The following is a 16,830-nucleotide window of genomic DNA, read 5'->3' on the forward strand; positions in this document are numbered from 1 at the left end:
AAATAAATGCTTTATATATTTTATGAATGGATATGAAAATGGGAGAAAATATGAAAGAATTTTTTTTGGAAAATGAGGAGTTTACAAAGAAGCTTGCTAGTGAGATAGCTTCTAAACTATTTCCTGGAGCAATAGTTTGTTTAAACGGTGATCTAGGTGCAGGTAAGACGACTATGACAAAAAGCATTGCCCATACTTTAGGAATTTTGGAAGACATCACGAGTCCTACATTTACCATTGTAAATGAATATACAGAAGGAGATCTTGCCCTATATCACTTTGATGTATATAGAATAGGCTCTAGTGAAGAGATGTATGATATAGGATTTGAAGAATATATAGATTCAGAGGGTATATGTATTATTGAGTGGTCAAATATAATTGAAGATATATTACCAGAAGAAAGATTGGAACTGCTTATAACATATGAAAATGATGGAAGAATGGCAAAACTAACTCCTTATGGAGAAAGGTATGAAAAAATAGTCGAGGAGGTGGAAATGTAATGAATATATTGGGATTTGATACTTCGACTAAGGCTGCCAGTGTGGCATTATTAAAAGATGATGTACTTGTAGGAGAGATATTGATCAATGACAAGAGAACTCACTCTCAAAAGCTTATGCCAATGCTTGAAAGCTTATTTAAGCTTGCCAATGTAACAGCAGATGATATAGACTTATTAGCAGTGTGTATCGGTCCAGGGTCATTTACTGGGCTTAGAATAGCTATGGCTAGTGTAAAGGCTATGGCACATGCAAAAGATCTTAAAGTAGTAGCAGTGGACTCTCTAGAAAGCCTTGCATTCAATATGCTGGGGGTAGATAAGAAAATAATAGCTATACTAGATGCTCAGGGGAGCAAGGTATATACTGCTAGCTATAAAACACAAGAGAATGAGTTGAAAAATCTAGAAGAAATAGAAGTAATGGATATAGATGAACTTCTGGAAAGAATAGATAAAGATGGCGAAGAAGTAATTTTATTGGGAGAAGGAGTACACAAGTATAGGGATAAGATATCTAAGCAAGCCCTAATTGAGATACCCTCAGCAGATAAAAACATATCAAAAGCATCAAGCGTTTGTACTATAGCATCAGAAAAATATAGAAAAAATGTTGATATTCATACTCATTATGATATACTTCCTATGTATATTAGAAAGTCTCAGGCAGAGACACAATATGAAGAAAAACAAAAGAAAATAAAAGAAGCAAGTACTAAGTAAAAGATACTTAAAGAAACTAAATATTGATTTTTTATACTTAAAGAATGGAAAAAATCAAATTTATTTTATTAAATTTGATTTTATTATTGTGATTTATCGAAAAAAGTTATATTATTTAGTATATTAGATAAAAGTTTTATATATAGAAATAGAGGAAGTACTATGATATGTAGAAGTATGAATGCGAATGATATTGAAGGCGTATATGAAGTTGAAAAATCGGCCTTTGATGATCCTTGGTCCTTATCAGCAATAAAAAATGAATTAAAAAATGCATTGGCTAGATATATTGTAGCCGTAGAAGATGAAAAAATAGTAGGATATATCGGCTCTTGGTATATTATAGATGAGGCTCATATTATTAATGTTGCCGTTCATAAGGAGCACAGAGGAAAGCACATAGGGGATAAACTTATGAGTTGTTTTATAGAAAAGTGTGAAAAAGATGATATAGATTCAATTACTCTTGAAGTAAGAAAGAGCAATGAGATTGCAAAAAATCTATATAAGAAATATGGATTTAAACCAGGTGGAATAAGAAAAGAATATTATAAAGATAATAAAGAAGATGCTATAATCATGTGGAAGCAAGTAAGGGAGGTGATTTAAGCATTATGAATACTGAAAATAAAAATAAAGAAAATAAAGATATAATTACTCTAGCAATAGAGAGCAGTTGCGATGAAACAGCATGTTCAATTTTAAGAAATGGAAGAGAAGTGCTATCAAACATTATATCTACTCAAATAGAAACACATAAGAAGTTCGGTGGAGTAGTTCCAGAAGTAGCTTCAAGAAAGCATATAGAAAATATAGATATAGTAGTTCAAGAAGCCTTGGATGAAAGCAATATGACTTTTGATGATATAACACATATAGCAGTTACTTACGGACCAGGTCTAGTAGGTGCCTTGCTAGTAGGTTTATCATATGCAAAGTCTTTGGCATTTACACTTAACAAGCCTTTGGTAGGAGTAAATCATATAGAAGGACACTTGAGTGCAAACTATATAGAGCACAAGGATTTAAAACCTCCTTTTATTACCTTGATTGTATCAGGTGGACATACTCACCTTGTAGAGGTAAAAGATTATGGAGAATATGAAATACTAGGTAAGACAAAAGACGACGCCTCAGGTGAAGCATTTGATAAAATAGCTAGAGCTATGGGACTTGGATATCCAGGAGGTCCGATAGTAGATAGATTGGCAAAAGAAGGTAATCCACATGCAGTAGAATTTCCTAGAGCCTGTCTTCATGAAAAGGGATATGACTTCAGCTTTAGTGGAATAAAGTCATCTGTATTAAACTATTTAAATTCAATGAAGATGAAAGATATTGAAATAGTTCCTGAAGATGTTTGTGCATCTTTTCAGGCTGCAGTGGTTGATGTATTGACACAAAAAACTATAAAGGCCTGCAAAGAAAAGGGATATAAGACAGTTACCCTATCTGGTGGTGTAGCGTCAAACTCTGGCTTAAGGGAAAAAATGAGTGAACTATGTGCACAAGAGGGAATTGAATTAAAGTATCCTCCTTTGATACTTTGTACAGACAATGCAGCTATGATAGGATGTGCAGGTTACTATAGATATATAAATGGAAGGAGAGATGGGATGGAATTAAATGCCATTCCAAATCTAAAAATAAATCAAGGATAGCGGAGGTAGTATAGATATGATAATGTTGTCTTGCAACAACGTAACTAAGAGCTTCGGTGTAGAAACTATTCTTGAAGATATATCGTTTTCTATTAGTGAAGGTGATAAAGTAGGTATAGTAGGAGTCAATGGTACTGGAAAAACTACTTTATTTAAAATAATTACTGGAATATATGGATACGATAGTGGAGAAATATATACTTCAAAAGATTGTAGAATGGGATATTTAGAACAGAATACAAATTTCCATTCTGACAAGACTATTTATGAAGAAGTTTTAAAAGTTTTTAGCGACTTGATTGCGTCTGAAATAGAACTTCGAGATATGGAACATAAGATAGCAGAGCTATCTAAATTAGAGGGTTCTCCAACTTCAGAACTAAAGAAATTGATGGATGATTATGGTAAAAAATACGAAAGATTTGAAGAAAATCATGGCTATAGCTATAAAAGTGAGGTAATAGGAACGCTTAGGGGGCTAGGATTTTCGAAAGATGATCTTGAAAAGCAAATTGATGTATTATCTGGTGGGGAAAAGACAAGAGTTTTACTTGCAAAATTACTTCTTGGCAAACCATCTCTTTTACTACTAGATGAGCCAACCAACCATCTAGATGCAGAGGCAGTAGAGTGGCTTGAAGGATTTTTGAGAGCCTATGAAGGTACAGTGATGATTATATCTCATGATAGATATTTTCTGGATCAATCTGTCAATAGAATATTTGAAATGTCAAATAAACATCTTACTGCATTTAACGGTAACTACACAGAATATCAAAAACAAGCAAAGATTCAAAAAGAAATTGAGTTAAAAAGATATGAGAATCAACAACATGAAATCAAGAAACAAGAAGAATCTATTGAAAGGCTAAAGTCTTACGGTAGAGAAAAACACATTAAGAGGGCAAGAAGCAAGGAAAAGATGCTCAACAAGGTGGAAAAATTAGAAAAACCACAAGAATATAGAAAAAAGGCTAAGTTTAAGTTTCACAGTGCGCCACAGAGTGGTAATGATGTATTAAGAGTAGAAAATTTAGAGAAGTCCTTTGATGAAAGAGTTTTATTTAAGGGTGTCAACTTCGATATATATAGAGGTGAAAAAGTAGCTTTGATAGGACCGAATGGAATAGGAAAGTCTACTCTATTTAAGATTTTGATGAGTGAAGAAACACAAAATGATGGCAATTTTAAGATAGGTCAAAATGTAATACCTGCATATTTTCATCAGGAGCAAAAGACTTTAAATCTTAAAAATACAATAATAGATGAAATATGGGACTCAAATCCAAGTCTAACTCAGACTGAGATAAGAAGTCTTTTGGGTGCATTTTTATTTAGCGATGAAGATGTATTCAAGGAAATTAATTTATTGAGTGGTGGTGAAAGGGCAAGAATAGCAATATTGAAGCTGATTTTATCTAAATCAAACTTACTGCTATTAGATGAGCCAACCAACCATCTTGATATAGATTCTAAGGAAGTTTTGGAAGAAGCTTTGTTAGAATATGATGGAACTATTTTTACAATATCACATGATAGATATTTTCTTAACACAGTAATTGATAAGATTTTACTACTTTCACCAGAAGGTGTGACTGAATATCTAGGAAATTATGATTACTATATGGAGAAAAAAACTCAGCAAAAAGAAATGGAAACACTTGCTGATGATTTGGATATTGAGCAAAAAACAAAGACACAAATTAAAGAAGAGAAAAAACGCGAAAAAGAGCAAAAACAGAAGGAAAATCAAGTAAGAAACCGCGTTAGGAAGATTGAAGATGAAATTGAGTTACTTGAAAAAGAAATAGAGGGATTAGAATATATGCTTTGCCAAGAGGAAATATATTCATCTCCAGAAAAATCTAAAGAAGTAAATCAAGAAAAAGCCGAACATGAAAAGAAATTAAAGCACTTATATACGAAATGGGAAGAAATAATGGCATAAATATGTTTTAAATTTATCGAAAATATTGTATAATTAAGTGTATAGTAGTGTTTTTGTCTTAGTATGACAAAATATAGTTTATCGGTGTTTTAAAAAAAAGAAATTCAATCGAAATAATTAAGAAAAACAAAGGAGGCTAAAGCATATGGGAAATAAGAACATTTCTATGGCTGTAATAAGAAGATTACCCAAGTACTATAGATATTTGGCAGATTTATTGGCGAGAGATATTCAAAGAATATCTTCAAAGGAATTAAGTGAAATAATAGGTTTTACCGCTTCACAGATAAGACAGGACCTAAATAACTTTGGTGGTTTTGGACAACAGGGATATGGATACAATGTAGAAGCATTGCACAGAGAAATAGGAAAAATATTAGGTTTGGATAAGAGATATAGAGCTGTAATAGTAGGTGCCGGGAATTTGGGACAGGCTTTAATTAATTATGCAGGCTTTAAAAATGCAGGATTTGATATAAGTGCTGTATTTGATGCCAATCCAAAGATGATAGGTCTTAAGCTTAGAGACTATGAAATTTTAGACTCTGATGATATTGAAGATTATGTATTAAACAACAAGGTAGATATTGCCATATTGTGTATACCAAAGAATGGAGCTCAAGATGTAGCTGATAAGTTGGTAGGAGTAGGTATAAAGGGAATATGGAACTTTGCACCTATAGATCTTGAAGTGCCATCAGATGTTATAGTTGAAAGTGTAAACTTAACTGAAAGTTTATTTACTTTATCTTATTTGATGAAGGAAAGAGATGAAGAACAGCTATAGAAAATAAAAATAGTTGTAGATTAATATATATATTAAAAAACAATTGTTTTTATATAAAAAATTTATAGAAAAAAATTTGAATGTAAAGTTAGAGCCGGCTTATATATGTTATATTAAGTTATATAGGCCTTTTCTAATAGAAAACAATTCTCATTTAGAAACTTTGATTGTATTTTTTTATTTATAAATGAAACTAAAAACAGCTTGAAAACAAGGCTTTTAGCTTGTTTTAAAAAAAATATAAAAAAATTTAAAAATCAATTGCAAATATAACAACACTCTGCTATAATGAAATTGTCGATAAAATAATATTAAATAGGAGGTACAAAATGGCTTACGTAATTAAAGATAACTGTATCAGTTGTGGTGCATGTGCTGCTGAATGTCCAGTATCATGTATATCTGAAGGAGACGGAATCTATGTAATAGATGGATCTTCTTGTATAGATTGTGGATCTTGTGCTGGAGTTTGTCCAGTAGACGCTCCTCAGCCAGAATAATACAGGCTAAATAAGATGAATATCCCAATGTGTTGAATTTCAATGCATTGGGTTTTTTCGTTTTTCATCTAAAAACAGAATGAAAGAGATTGTAAAATACTATATGAAAGCAGCTTGTAAAAAATACTGTAAAGCATCCTATGAAAGTAGCTTATAAAATATCCTGTAAATCATCCTATGAAAGTAGCTTATAAAAAATATCGTAAAATATATTGTAGAGTACAATATAAAGCAGGTTATAAAAAATGTTGTAAAAAAATATTATAAAGACACCATAGATAGAATTTATTCTAAGGAGATAGTATTTTATATAAATTTGAAAAAAAGTTTTTTACTTAGAAAAATATATATTTAATAATTTTTAAAAAATAGTTTTCTAAATCTTAAAAGTCTGCAATAATATAAAAAATCTAAGAAAATACTATAAACAAACAATGTATCACATAGATATAAAAAAATAGATATAGATTTTTAAAAATAAAATCAGAAAAAAGAGAGTTAATTTTCGTTATAAAATAGTCTTTTTAAATAATTTTAAAAAAGTTGTGAAATTAGCTAATAACAATAGAAATATAATGTTAAAAGTAAACTTTACAATCGAAGTTGTCTCTATTAACTGAGTTTTTTGTAAAATAAAAAACTTTTTATAATGCAGTTTTGATACTTGTAAGTAGTATACAAGCTTTAATAAAGATGGTAAAAAATGAAAAATAACAATTATTTTGAGTGTGTAAACTCTAAAAGCAGGTAGAAAATACGAAAAAAAATCGTTAAAATCTAAACTATTATACACTATTTTAACTATATGTGTTATAATTTGTTTGTAGTTAGGAAAATGTTTCTACACTTTTATGAAAAGGTTTTTATAAAGGTGAATTTTTCTAGCAAATAATAAAATAATAATTAAAAGAGTATCTTAATTTTAAGGAGGCTTACAAATGGCAAATGTATTTGAAATGGCACAGGCTCAGGTTAAAAATGCTTGTGATAAATTAGGAATGGAAGCTAATGTTTACGAACTATTAAAGGAACCAAGAAGAGTTATCGAAGTTAACATCCCAGTTAAAATGGATGACGGTTCAATAAAGGTATTTAAGGGATTCAGATCTCAGCATAATGATGCTATAGGACCAACAAAGGGCGGAGTTAGATTCCATCCAAACGTTTCTCTTGAAGAAGTAAAGGCGCTTTCAATATGGATGACATTTAAGTGCTGTACAACTGGTATTCCTTACGGTGGTGGTAAGGGTGGTATCATAGTTGATCCACAGGAATTATCACAGGGAGAACTAGAAAGACTAGCTAGAGGATATATAGATGGTATACACAAGTTAATTGGTGAAAAGGTTGACGTTCCAGCTCCAGATGTTGGTACAAACGGACAGGTTATGTCTTGGATGGTTGACGAATATAACAGACTTGCAGGAGTTTCTTCTATAGGTGTTATAACAGGTAAGCCAGTTGAATTCGGTGGATCATTAGGTAGAAATGAAGCTACTGGATTTGGTGTTGCAGTTACAGTTAGAGAAGCTGCTAAGAAGTTAGGTATAGATATGCATAAGGCTAAGGTTGCTGTTCAGGGATTCGGTAACGTTGGTGCATTCACAGTAAAGAATATTCAGGGACAGGGTGCTTCAATAGTAGCTATGGCTGAATGGTGTAAGGAAGCTGGCCCATATGCAATATACAAGGAAGACGGATTAGACTTCCAGGAAATGTGGGACTACAGAGCTGAAAAGGGTAACCTTTTAGACTTCCCAGGATCTAAGGCTATATCTATGGACGAATTCTGGGCATGCCAGGTTGACATAGTTGTTCCAGCTGCTCTTGAAAATGCAATAGATGAAAACGTAGCTGAAAAGATTCAGGCTAAGTTAGTTTGCGAAGCTGCTAACGGACCTACAACTCCAGAAGGTGATGAAGTTCTTAACAGAAGAGGAATAGTTCTTACTCCAGACATACTTACAAATGCTGGTGGTGTTACTGTTTCTTACTTCGAATGGGTACAGAACCTATACGGATACTACTGGACAGAAGAAGAAGTTGCTGAAAAGGAAGAAATAGCTATGGTTCAGGCTTTCGAAGCTCTTTGGGCTATAAAGGAAGAATTCAACGTAACTCTAAGAGAATCTGCTTACATGAACTCAGTTAAGAAGGTTGCTAAGGCAATGAAGCTTAGAGGTTGGTACTAAGATATAATTAGTTACAATTAACTATTTCAAAATACAAAGATAAAAGGGCGTTTTGTAATAAGCCATTGCAACATATATAATACAACTTAATATGAAAGGACCGCATTTGCGGTCCTTTTTCGTTTTTATAAAAGTTTTTACTCAAAGGTTATAAAAGTTTTTGTCCAAATATTATAAAAGCTCTCCTTGTTTAAATAATTAAGGAATTTTTCAGATAAAAGTAGTAATATATCTATTAAAGTATATAATAGAAGTAAGGATACTAGATAAAGATAGTTTTGTTTTTCAGTATTTCTAATAAAAAGTTGATATATATAATATTAGCTTTCATATATTTGTTAGAATAGGAGAATTAATATGAGAAAAATTTATAAAATTATAATTGCTTTAATAGTAGTTGCAGTTTTACTTATAGTCGCCATAGGATATGCTCTAAAGCCCGCAGATCCAATTGTAAATGAAGATAGAGTCTCAAACATAGATGAGAGCCTGGATCTTATTCAAGTCAATAAAGATATATTAAAGACTGTAAGATTAGAGGATAGAAAATTGAACGCCAGCTTGGAAATGAATGATGATTTATTTAAAAAAATATTAAAAAATACATTAGTAAATGCCAATAATCAAAAACTTCAAGAAGCATCGATAAATCTTGATCAGGACGAAATTTTGATGAAGTATCCTAGAAAGTTAGGTCCTTGGGATACCCAAGTAGATGTTAGAATGAAGGCAGAGGATAAAGATGGAAGGCTAGTTTTAACTGTAAATGATGTAAAGTTGGGTAAAATAAAAGTAAAAAATTCAGTATTTATGAAAAAATTTGAAAAGATGATAGAAGGCAAAAATAATATTGTAAGCACAGAGGGTGATAGAATATATGTAAACCTAAAATCATCAAATGTCAGTATAGATAAGATTAGATTGAAGGATAGCATACTAAAAATCGACTTTAGCTTTACCAAGGAAAATCTAATAAATATAGGTGGAGATATAATCGGTAGTCTGCTTACTTTTTAAAAAAACAATTAAATAAATCTAAAAAATTTATAGTTATATAAATTATTAGAGAAGTCTATCACTGTAAAAAAATAAGGAAGCTTTGAAAGAGATAATTAAATATGAGTTAAAAAATCTAAAAGCTTATAGTTTAAAATAGTTAAAAAATTCAAAATTCAGACAAAATTAAAATAGCAAGCAGTCTAAAAATATATATTTTCAAATTAGGAAAAAGTATGAAGGACTATAGTTTTAAAATATTTAAGTAGTCTAAAAATATATAATTAAAAATAAATAATAAAAATAAGTAGTGAAAATATGAAAGAAGTGAGCTTTAAGCTGAACTTCTTTCTTTTTTTATATTCCAAAAAATATTTAAAGATAAATTAAAAAAACAGATATAAAAGTTAATTAGGCTTTAAAAACATACTTATATAACTTGAAAAGCATTAAAAGAAAACTATCTTAAGTCAGAAAAAAGAAAATTATTAAATAAAAATCAAATAGGTATTAATAATTAAAATCAAAAGAAAAATACTATCATAATTCATTGACAATTGATAGGAATTATTCTATAATTTACTTATATCAATAATGTTTAATAACTAAGGAATTATTTGGATTCCAAAGGAGGAGTCTTATGAATTTGTCACTAGCACCATTGGGTGTTCCAATGAAAATAAATAAAGTAAGATTAAAAGGCGAGCAGAAAACTCAGCTTGCTAATATGGGATTTGTAGAGGATTCTGAGCTGATGGCAGTATCAGAAAATGCTGGAAATATCATAGTAAATATAAAGGGTAGCCGTGTTGGAATAGGTAAAGAACTGGCTATGAGAATAATGATTGCACCTTCAGAATAGTGAGGTGTGTGTCGTATTTTTTAAGGGAATTTTTAATAATGTGATGATAATTACTATCATTATCAAATGCTAGTATATTAATAATAAAATATGAATGGGGGAGCTTGTAATGAAAACATTAAAAGAAGCAGAAGTAGGTAAATACTACCTAGTCAAGAAAATACACGGTGAAGGACCTTTGAGAAGAAGAATAATGGATATGGGAATAACAAAGAGAGCTGAGTTATATGTAAGAAAAGTTGCACCTTTGGGAGATCCAGTGCAAATAGCAGTAAGAGGTTATGAATTAAGTCTTAGAAAAGAAGATTCTTCTTGTGTTGAAATAGAAGAAATAGCAAAGTAGATAGTTTGTAGTTTGGGGAAAATAGCTACATTTTTTATAAAAACTCATTGATAATGAGTTGCAATATTATTTTTTGATTATTTAATTAAACTTAAATTTTAATTTTGAACTTATAAGATAAACAATTTGAATTTTGAAAGGGGAATAAAATGAGTATTACAATTGCGTTGGCGGGAAATCCCAACTCTGGGAAATCCACATTATTTAACGCACTGACAGGATCAAATCAGTACGTTGGTAACTGGCCAGGAGTTACAGTAGAGAAAAAAAGTGGATTATATAAAAAGGATAAGGAAGTAAGCATTACTGACTTACCTGGTATATATTCTTTATCTCCATACACATTAGAGGAGGTAGTTAGTAGAGAGTATCTAATAAATGAAAAACCTGATGTTATTGTCAATGTTATCGATGCATCTAACATAGAAAGAAATTTATATCTGACTACTCAATTATCTGAGATAGGAATACCTATGATATTGGCTCTTAATATGATGGATTTAGTAGAGAAAAATGGAGATAAAATTGATACTAAAATTTTGAGCAAAAAGCTGGGATATCCAGTAATAGAAATATCGGCTCTTAAAAATAAGAACATAGACGGTGTAATAGATTTAGCAAAGAAGGTCTCTGCTAAAGAACACAAGCATATTACTTCTTTTGACCCTGAAGTTGAAAAAGTAATTAGTGATATTGAAAGTTGTATTGAGCATACTTGTGAGAAACAGTATAAAAGATGGTATGCAGTAAAGCTTTTTGAAGAAGATGAAAAGGCAACAAAAAATTTAGACCTATCTATAGCGGATAAAAATAAATTAAAGAATATCATAGAAAAAGCAGAAGAGCATTTTGATGATGATGGAGAAGGTATTATAACAGATTCTAGGTATGATTATATTTCCGAAATTGTTAAAAGTGCAGTTAAAAAGGGAAGAGTTGGACTCACAACTAGTGATAAGATAGATAGAGTGGTAACTAATAGATGGCTTGCCCTTCCTGTGTTTGCAGCAGTAATATTTTTAATATATTATGTATCTGTAAGTATAGTTGGAGGTGGAGTAACTGACTGGGTAAATGATATATTCTTTGGAGAAATAGTAAGTGGAAACATAGAAAACTTCTTAGTTGGAGCCAATGTTGCACCGTGGCTAACTAGCTTGATAGTAGACGGTATTATTGGTGGTGTTGGTGGAGTATTAGGATTTGTTCCTATTATAGCAACACTGTATTTATTCTTAGCAATTTTGGAAGATATTGGCTATATGTCGAGAATAGCTTTCATTCTTGATAGAGTTTTTCGTAAGTTTGGTCTTTCAGGGAAATCTTTCATACCAATTCTTATAGGTACTGGTTGCTCAGTTCCAGGAATTATGGCAACTAGAACAATAGAAAATGAAAATGATAGAAAAATGACTATAATGGTAGCTTCATTTATGCCATGTGGGGCAAAAACTGAAATAATAGCACTATTTGCAGCTTCAATATTTGCAGGTGCAAAGGGATGGTGGTTTGCTCCAGTTTGTTACTTTGTAGGTATATTGGCAGTAGTAGTATCAGGAATGATGCTAAAGAAGACAAAGAGATTTGCAGGAGAACCAGCACCATTTGTAATGGAGCTTCCAGAATATCATATGCCAACAGCAGCAAATGTATTAAAAACTACTTGGGATAGAATAAAGGCATTTGTTATAAAGGCGGGTACAGTAATACTATTGGCAACAGTAGTTATATGGTTCTTACAAAATATTTCTACTAGCTTTGAATTTGTTGAATTCTCAGGAAAGAGCCATTCAATATTGGAGGCTATAGGTAGAACTTTGGCACCGGTATTTGCACCTTTAGGATTTGGACATTGGGCAGCAACAGTAGCGACTATATGTGGTCTAGTAGCAAAGGAAGTAGTAGTATCTACTTTTGGTGTTGTAGCAGGACTTGGCGAAGTAGCTGGTGATGATCCAGGAATGATTAATTATGCAGCGACAGTATTTACATCTGTATCAGCTCTTAGCTTTATGATATTCAATCAGCTGTGTGTACCTTGTTTTGCAGCAATAGGAGCCATCAGAGGAGAAATGAGAGATGCAAAATGGACTTGGTTTGCAGTTATTTACCAACTTGTATTTGCATATGCAGTAGCACTTATGGTATTCCAGTTTGGAAATGTCTTAGTATTAAAAAATCCTGTAACAGGATGGACATATGTAGCATTAGCAGTCTTGGCAATTATTCTTTATATGATGTTTAGAAAGCCAAGCGTCGGTAACACCCATTCAGAAAGAGCTGTAACAGAAAGTTAGAGAAAGCTTTAAATTAAAAAAATATTGGGTATATAATAATAGTATAGGGTTATACTTATATAGATACTCAAGAAAAATTTCACATATAAATATTGTGAGAGTAGATATTTAGTTGAAAGGGGTTGAAGTTATGAATGCATCAACTATTGCAGTACTTCTAGTTGTTACGGGAGTTGTAGCATTTGCAGTTAGAAGAGTTAGAAAAAATGGAGGTTGTAACTGTGGTTCAGATTGCAGCTCTTGCCATTCTTGCCCTTCAAGTAAAATTGATTTAAATAAAGACTTAAAAAAGATAGATTTAAACAGATAAAAGAAAAGGACAGGACCTAATTTTAGGGCTTGTCCTTTTTAATTTACTATTGACATAAAGTATCAAAGGTGATAATCTCTTTAGGAAAGACATTTATATATTTAAGATTTATTTACACTTTAATTGGGTCCTGTGAGGCCAAAAAGGAGGAAATATGTTAAAAGGCAGACATCTAGTAAAGCCAGATGACTTTACTGTAGAAGAAATAAGTTCAATTTTAAAATTGGGCATGCAGATAAAATCTAATCCAGAAAGATACATCAATGTATGTGAGGGGAAATTACTTGCAACATTGTTCTATGAACCGTCTACAAGAACTAGACTGAGTTTTGAGTCAGCTATGAATAGACTCGGAGGAAGAATTATAGGATTTTCTGATCCAACAGCTTCTTCAACATCTAAGGGAGAATCCTTGGAAGATACTATTACAACAGTATCTCAGTATGTAGACATAATCGCAATGAGACATCCATTATCAGGAGTAGCAAATCATGCATCAGCAATTTGTAAAAAACCATTTATAAATGCAGGTGACGGAAACAATCAACATCCAACACAGACTCTTACAGACTTACTTACAATAAAGGCTAATAGGGGCTCTTTAGATAACCTAAAAATAGGTATGTGTGGTGATTTAAAGTATGGCAGAACTGTACATTCATTAGCAAAGGCAATGTCAAGATATAAAAATATTGAATTTGTATTTATATCACCGGAAGAATTAAATATGCCAGAATTTGTAAAAGAAGAAATTAAAGATACAAAATATTCAGAAACAACTTGTCTAGAAGATGCTATTGTTGATTTGGATATACTATATATGACTAGAGTTCAAAAGGAAAGATTTGATGATCCTGATGAATATGAAAGATTAAAAGATGTATATAGACTTGATACTGAAAAAATGTCCTTAGCAAGAGAAGATATGTTGGTACTTCATCCACTACCAAGAGTAAATGAAATATCTGTAGAGGTGGATAAGGATCCTAGAGCAAAGTATTTTGAACAGGCTCAGTATGGAATGTATGTAAGAATGGCTTTGATAATGAAATTATTGGGATTATAAGGTGGTGCAAAATGGATTATAAAGTAATAGAAAATAGATATGTAGGCGAAGATATGTATTACATCAAGATTGCAGGAGATTTTGATGCTAAGATGGGGCAGTTTTTTATGCTAAGAGCTTGGGATAACTACCCTTTGCTGTCTAGACCTATCAGTATATATAATATAGAAGAAGATGGAATAAGCTTTCTTTACAAAGTAGTAGGAGAAGGTACTAAAATTCTGTCAAAATTAGATAAAGATGATGATATAAACTTACAGGGACCATATGGAAACGGATATGAAAAGGTAAAAGGAAGAGTAGCCCTAGTAGGTGGTGGAGTAGGAATAGCACCTCTTTATATGGTCGCTCAAAACATAGAAAACTGTGACTGTTACCTAGGTTTTAGAGAAGAAGAGATTATGATAGAGGACTTTGAGAAAGTATGTAAAAATGTATACACAACAGTAGGAGATAAATTTATTACAGATATAATCAATCCAAAAGATTATGATTATATACTTACTTGTGGACCGACTCCTATGATGAAAAAGATAGTAGATATGACCAAGGGCACTGATACAAAGATTCAAGTATCTTTGGAAAATCGTATGGCTTGTGGGCTAGGAGCTTGCCTTGTGTGTACTTGCAAGACAAAGTCAGGAAATAAAAAAACTTGTAAAGATGGGCCAGTATTTTGGGGAGAGGATGTGATATTATAATGGCAGATTTAAGAGTGAATTTATGTGGAATGAATCTAAAAAATCCTATTATAATGGCATCTGGAACATTTGGATTTGGAAAAGAATATGGAGAAATATATGATATAAGTGTCTTGGGTGGAATAAGCTCAAAGGGGCTAACATATGTTCCAAAGGCTGGAAATGATGGACTAAGAGTATATGAAACAGCATCAGGTATGATGAATAGTGTAGGACTAGAAAATCCAGGCGTTCAAGGCTTTATTGATCAGGAACTTCCAAGTTTTTCAAAACTCGACCTTTGCAGAATAGTAAATTTAGGTGGATCTTGTGAAGATGATTATGTAGAGGGTGCAAAGTTACTTGATGACAAGGATTTTGATATTATAGAATTAAATATATCTTGTCCGAATGTAAAACATGGCGGTATGGCTTTTGGAATAAAATCAGAAGTAGCTAGAGATGTTGTTAGATCAGTTAGAAAGGCTACGAAAAAACCTTTGATAGTAAAGTTATCACCAAATGCAGAAGATATAGTGGAAATGGCAAAAGTATGTGAAGAAGAGGGTGCTGATGGAATATCTCTTGTAAATACTTTCAAGGCAATGGCTATAGATATAAAAAATAAAAAACCAGTGTTTGACAATGTTACAGCTGGTCTTTCAGGCCCTGCAATCAAGCCTATAGCACTTAGAATGGTATATGAAGTATGTAAGGCTGTAAGTATACCTGTAGTAGGTATGGGAGGCATTATGAATGCAGGAGATGTTATAGAATTTATAATGGCAGGTGCGACTTGCGTACAGATAGGAACTGCAAACTTTACAGATCCTAAGATAGGTGAAAAGATAATAGCAGATTTAAATAAATATATGGAAGAAAATAATATTAAAAGTTTAGATGAAATACGAGGAATAATATAAAATATTGAGATTTTAAGGTAAATTTCAAAGTTGAGTATAGATTAAAGAGATAAATGTAAGAATAAGATTAAAATTGAAGACTCGATACTATAATATCAAGTAGAGAATATATCGAGAAAATTATAGAAAAGTTACTCAAATCATTAACAAAGAGTATATGAGCGAATTATAGAAAGCTTCTTAAAGCTATTAAACAAAGATACTAAGAAATAATCTATAAAAGAGTAAATAAAAATCGAAGTAAAAAATAAAGAAAATTTTAGAAAACACATAAAAACGGAGGATGGAAATATGAATAATATAAATGTAGTTGAAATATTAAAGGAATGTGATGCACTATTAGAAGGACACTTTTTATTATCTTCAGGAATGCATTCAAATAGATATATACAGTGTGCAAAAGTTTTAAGGTTTCCAGATCAAGCAGAAAAGGTATTGAGTGTTGTTGTAGATAAAATAAAAAATCTGGATATAGATTTAGTAGTTGGGCCTGCAATGGGCGGGGTGGTAGTATCTTATGAACTAGGTAGACAACTTGGAAAAGAGGCAATATTTACCGAGAGAAAAGACAATGAAATGCAGCTGAGAAGAGGATTTGAAGTAAAGCCTGGAGATAAAATAATAATAGCAGAAGATGTTGTAACTACAGGCAAATCAACTAAGGAAACAAAGAGAGTTCTAGAAGCTATGGGCGGAGTTGTAGTAGGTGTAGCTTGCATAGCAAACAGAACAAAAGACGATATAGGTATGCCGATATATAGTGCAATTGACTTAGATATACAGGTATATGATCCAAAAGATTGCCCTTTATGCAAAGAAGGAAAGATTGATGTAATAAAGCCTGGAAGTAGAGAATTTAAGTAGTTAAAAGTAAAGTGATTATCTAAAGTTGAAAATAATTAAATCATATAGAATAATTAAATCAAATAGAAAAATAAATCATAAAAAGAATTAAAGCAGATAGAAAAATAAATCATAAGAGATTTGAAGCAGATAGAAAAAATAAGTCACAAAAAAGATTTAAAGCATATAAAGTG

The 16,830-nt window shown here is 31.5% G+C and carries 17 protein-coding genes; all 17 read left to right on the plus strand.

What is annotated here, in order from left to right; genetic code table 11:
• Nucleotides 1-50: 50 nt before the first annotated feature.
• The 17 genes from tsaE (at nucleotide 51) to pyrE (ending at nucleotide 16,657) form a co-directional block, all read left to right on the plus strand.
• Nucleotides 51-506 carry a tRNA (adenosine(37)-N6)-threonylcarbamoyltransferase complex ATPase subunit type 1 TsaE gene (gene tsaE, locus UF10_RS00165; protein WP_106775853.1) on the plus strand — a complete coding sequence of 152 codons (456 nt, stop codon included), beginning with the start codon at nucleotides 51-53 and terminating at the stop codon, nucleotides 504-506.
• Nucleotides 506-1,228: a tRNA (adenosine(37)-N6)-threonylcarbamoyltransferase complex dimerization subunit type 1 TsaB gene (gene tsaB / locus UF10_RS00170; RefSeq protein WP_106775854.1), complete on the plus strand. Its 723-nt coding sequence runs from the start codon at nucleotides 506-508 to the stop codon at nucleotides 1,226-1,228. The genes tsaE and tsaB overlap by 1 nt, the downstream gene beginning before the upstream one ends.
• 162 nt (nucleotides 1,229-1,390) lie before the next feature.
• Nucleotides 1,391-1,837 (plus strand): ribosomal protein S18-alanine N-acetyltransferase, encoded by a 447-nt coding sequence (gene rimI / locus UF10_RS00175; protein WP_106775855.1) that lies wholly within the window; start codon nucleotides 1,391-1,393, stop codon nucleotides 1,835-1,837.
• Nucleotides 1,838-1,842: 5 nt separating this feature from the next.
• On the plus strand, nucleotides 1,843-2,889 hold the full coding sequence (gene tsaD / locus UF10_RS00180) for a tRNA (adenosine(37)-N6)-threonylcarbamoyltransferase complex transferase subunit TsaD (RefSeq protein ID WP_106775856.1): 1,047 nt from the start codon (nucleotides 1,843-1,845) through the stop codon (nucleotides 2,887-2,889).
• Nucleotides 2,890-2,905: 16 nt separating this feature from the next.
• Nucleotides 2,906-4,837, plus strand: a complete 1,932-nt coding sequence (gene abc-f, locus UF10_RS00185) for a ribosomal protection-like ABC-F family protein (protein ID WP_106775857.1) — start codon at nucleotides 2,906-2,908, stop codon at nucleotides 4,835-4,837.
• A gap of 145 nt (nucleotides 4,838-4,982) precedes the next feature.
• Complete coding sequence (locus UF10_RS00190; RefSeq protein ID WP_106775858.1) at nucleotides 4,983-5,624, plus strand: redox-sensing transcriptional repressor Rex; 642 nt, start codon at nucleotides 4,983-4,985, stop codon at nucleotides 5,622-5,624.
• A gap of 329 nt (nucleotides 5,625-5,953) precedes the next feature.
• Nucleotides 5,954-6,124, plus strand: a complete 171-nt coding sequence (locus UF10_RS00195; protein WP_106775859.1) for a DUF362 domain-containing protein — start codon at nucleotides 5,954-5,956, stop codon at nucleotides 6,122-6,124.
• A 938-nt stretch (nucleotides 6,125-7,062) separates the two neighbouring features.
• Nucleotides 7,063-8,316: an NAD-specific glutamate dehydrogenase gene (gene gluD / locus UF10_RS00200; RefSeq protein WP_106775860.1), complete on the plus strand. Its 1,254-nt coding sequence runs from the start codon at nucleotides 7,063-7,065 to the stop codon at nucleotides 8,314-8,316.
• Between the two features lie 357 nt (nucleotides 8,317-8,673).
• Nucleotides 8,674-9,333, plus strand: coding sequence for a hypothetical protein (locus tag UF10_RS00205; RefSeq protein ID WP_106775861.1), 660 nt, complete (start codon nucleotides 8,674-8,676; stop codon nucleotides 9,331-9,333).
• Nucleotides 9,334-9,952: 619 nt separating this feature from the next.
• On the plus strand, nucleotides 9,953-10,174 hold the full coding sequence (locus tag UF10_RS00210) for a FeoA family protein (protein ID WP_106775862.1): 222 nt from the start codon (nucleotides 9,953-9,955) through the stop codon (nucleotides 10,172-10,174).
• Between the two features lie 109 nt (nucleotides 10,175-10,283).
• Nucleotides 10,284-10,517 (plus strand): FeoA family protein, encoded by a 234-nt coding sequence (locus tag UF10_RS00215; RefSeq protein ID WP_106775863.1) that lies wholly within the window; start codon nucleotides 10,284-10,286, stop codon nucleotides 10,515-10,517.
• Between the two features lie 149 nt (nucleotides 10,518-10,666).
• Nucleotides 10,667-12,814: a ferrous iron transport protein B gene (gene feoB / locus UF10_RS00220; protein ID WP_106775864.1), complete on the plus strand. Its 2,148-nt coding sequence runs from the start codon at nucleotides 10,667-10,669 to the stop codon at nucleotides 12,812-12,814.
• A gap of 130 nt (nucleotides 12,815-12,944) precedes the next feature.
• The gene (locus UF10_RS00225; protein ID WP_106775865.1) at nucleotides 12,945-13,124 is read left to right on the plus strand and encodes a FeoB-associated Cys-rich membrane protein; all 180 of its coding nucleotides are present in this window, start codon (nucleotides 12,945-12,947) and stop codon (nucleotides 13,122-13,124) included.
• 154 nt (nucleotides 13,125-13,278) lie between these two features.
• Entirely contained in the window at nucleotides 13,279-14,190 is a 912-nt protein-coding gene (gene pyrB / locus UF10_RS00230) for an aspartate carbamoyltransferase (RefSeq protein WP_106775866.1), read from the plus strand.
• A gap of 11 nt (nucleotides 14,191-14,201) precedes the next feature.
• Nucleotides 14,202-14,891 (plus strand): dihydroorotate dehydrogenase electron transfer subunit, encoded by a 690-nt coding sequence (locus UF10_RS00235; protein WP_106775867.1) that lies wholly within the window; start codon nucleotides 14,202-14,204, stop codon nucleotides 14,889-14,891.
• Nucleotides 14,891-15,793, plus strand: a complete 903-nt coding sequence (locus UF10_RS00240) for a dihydroorotate dehydrogenase (RefSeq protein ID WP_106775868.1) — start codon at nucleotides 14,891-14,893, stop codon at nucleotides 15,791-15,793. The genes UF10_RS00235 and UF10_RS00240 overlap by 1 nt, the downstream gene beginning before the upstream one ends.
• 291 nt (nucleotides 15,794-16,084) lie before the next feature.
• Nucleotides 16,085-16,657, plus strand: coding sequence for an orotate phosphoribosyltransferase (gene pyrE / locus UF10_RS00245; protein WP_106775869.1), 573 nt, complete (start codon nucleotides 16,085-16,087; stop codon nucleotides 16,655-16,657).
• Nucleotides 16,658-16,830: the final 173 nt, after the last annotated feature.

It is taken from the genome of Peptostreptococcus russellii (genome assembly GCF_003012055.1).
GTDB classification, from domain to species: Bacteria; Bacillota; Clostridia; order Peptostreptococcales; family Peptostreptococcaceae; genus Peptostreptococcus; species Peptostreptococcus russellii.

Bases quoted from the DNA above. Each gene is read 5' to 3' on its own strand.
- tsaE (WP_106775853.1), top strand. From the start codon at position 51: ATGAAAGAATTTTTTTTGGAAAATGAGGAGTTTACAAAGAAGCTTGCT.
- tsaB (WP_106775854.1), top strand. From the start codon at position 506: ATGAATATATTGGGATTTGATACTTCGACTAAGGCTGCCAGTGTGGCA.
- rimI (WP_106775855.1), top strand. From the start codon at position 1,391: ATGATATGTAGAAGTATGAATGCGAATGATATTGAAGGCGTATATGAA.
- tsaD (WP_106775856.1), top strand. From the start codon at position 1,843: ATGAATACTGAAAATAAAAATAAAGAAAATAAAGATATAATTACTCTA.
- abc-f (WP_106775857.1), top strand. From the start codon at position 2,906: ATGATAATGTTGTCTTGCAACAACGTAACTAAGAGCTTCGGTGTAGAA.
- UF10_RS00190 (WP_106775858.1), top strand. From the start codon at position 4,983: ATGGGAAATAAGAACATTTCTATGGCTGTAATAAGAAGATTACCCAAG.
- UF10_RS00195 (WP_106775859.1), top strand. From the start codon at position 5,954: ATGGCTTACGTAATTAAAGATAACTGTATCAGTTGTGGTGCATGTGCT.
- gluD (WP_106775860.1), top strand. From the start codon at position 7,063: ATGGCAAATGTATTTGAAATGGCACAGGCTCAGGTTAAAAATGCTTGT.
- UF10_RS00205 (WP_106775861.1), top strand. From the start codon at position 8,674: ATGAGAAAAATTTATAAAATTATAATTGCTTTAATAGTAGTTGCAGTT.
- UF10_RS00210 (WP_106775862.1), top strand. From the start codon at position 9,953: ATGAATTTGTCACTAGCACCATTGGGTGTTCCAATGAAAATAAATAAA.
- UF10_RS00215 (WP_106775863.1), top strand. From the start codon at position 10,284: ATGAAAACATTAAAAGAAGCAGAAGTAGGTAAATACTACCTAGTCAAG.
- feoB (WP_106775864.1), top strand. From the start codon at position 10,667: ATGAGTATTACAATTGCGTTGGCGGGAAATCCCAACTCTGGGAAATCC.
- UF10_RS00225 (WP_106775865.1), top strand. From the start codon at position 12,945: ATGAATGCATCAACTATTGCAGTACTTCTAGTTGTTACGGGAGTTGTA.
- pyrB (WP_106775866.1), top strand. From the start codon at position 13,279: ATGTTAAAAGGCAGACATCTAGTAAAGCCAGATGACTTTACTGTAGAA.
- UF10_RS00235 (WP_106775867.1), top strand. From the start codon at position 14,202: ATGGATTATAAAGTAATAGAAAATAGATATGTAGGCGAAGATATGTAT.
- UF10_RS00240 (WP_106775868.1), top strand. From the start codon at position 14,891: ATGGCAGATTTAAGAGTGAATTTATGTGGAATGAATCTAAAAAATCCT.
- pyrE (WP_106775869.1), top strand. From the start codon at position 16,085: ATGAATAATATAAATGTAGTTGAAATATTAAAGGAATGTGATGCACTA.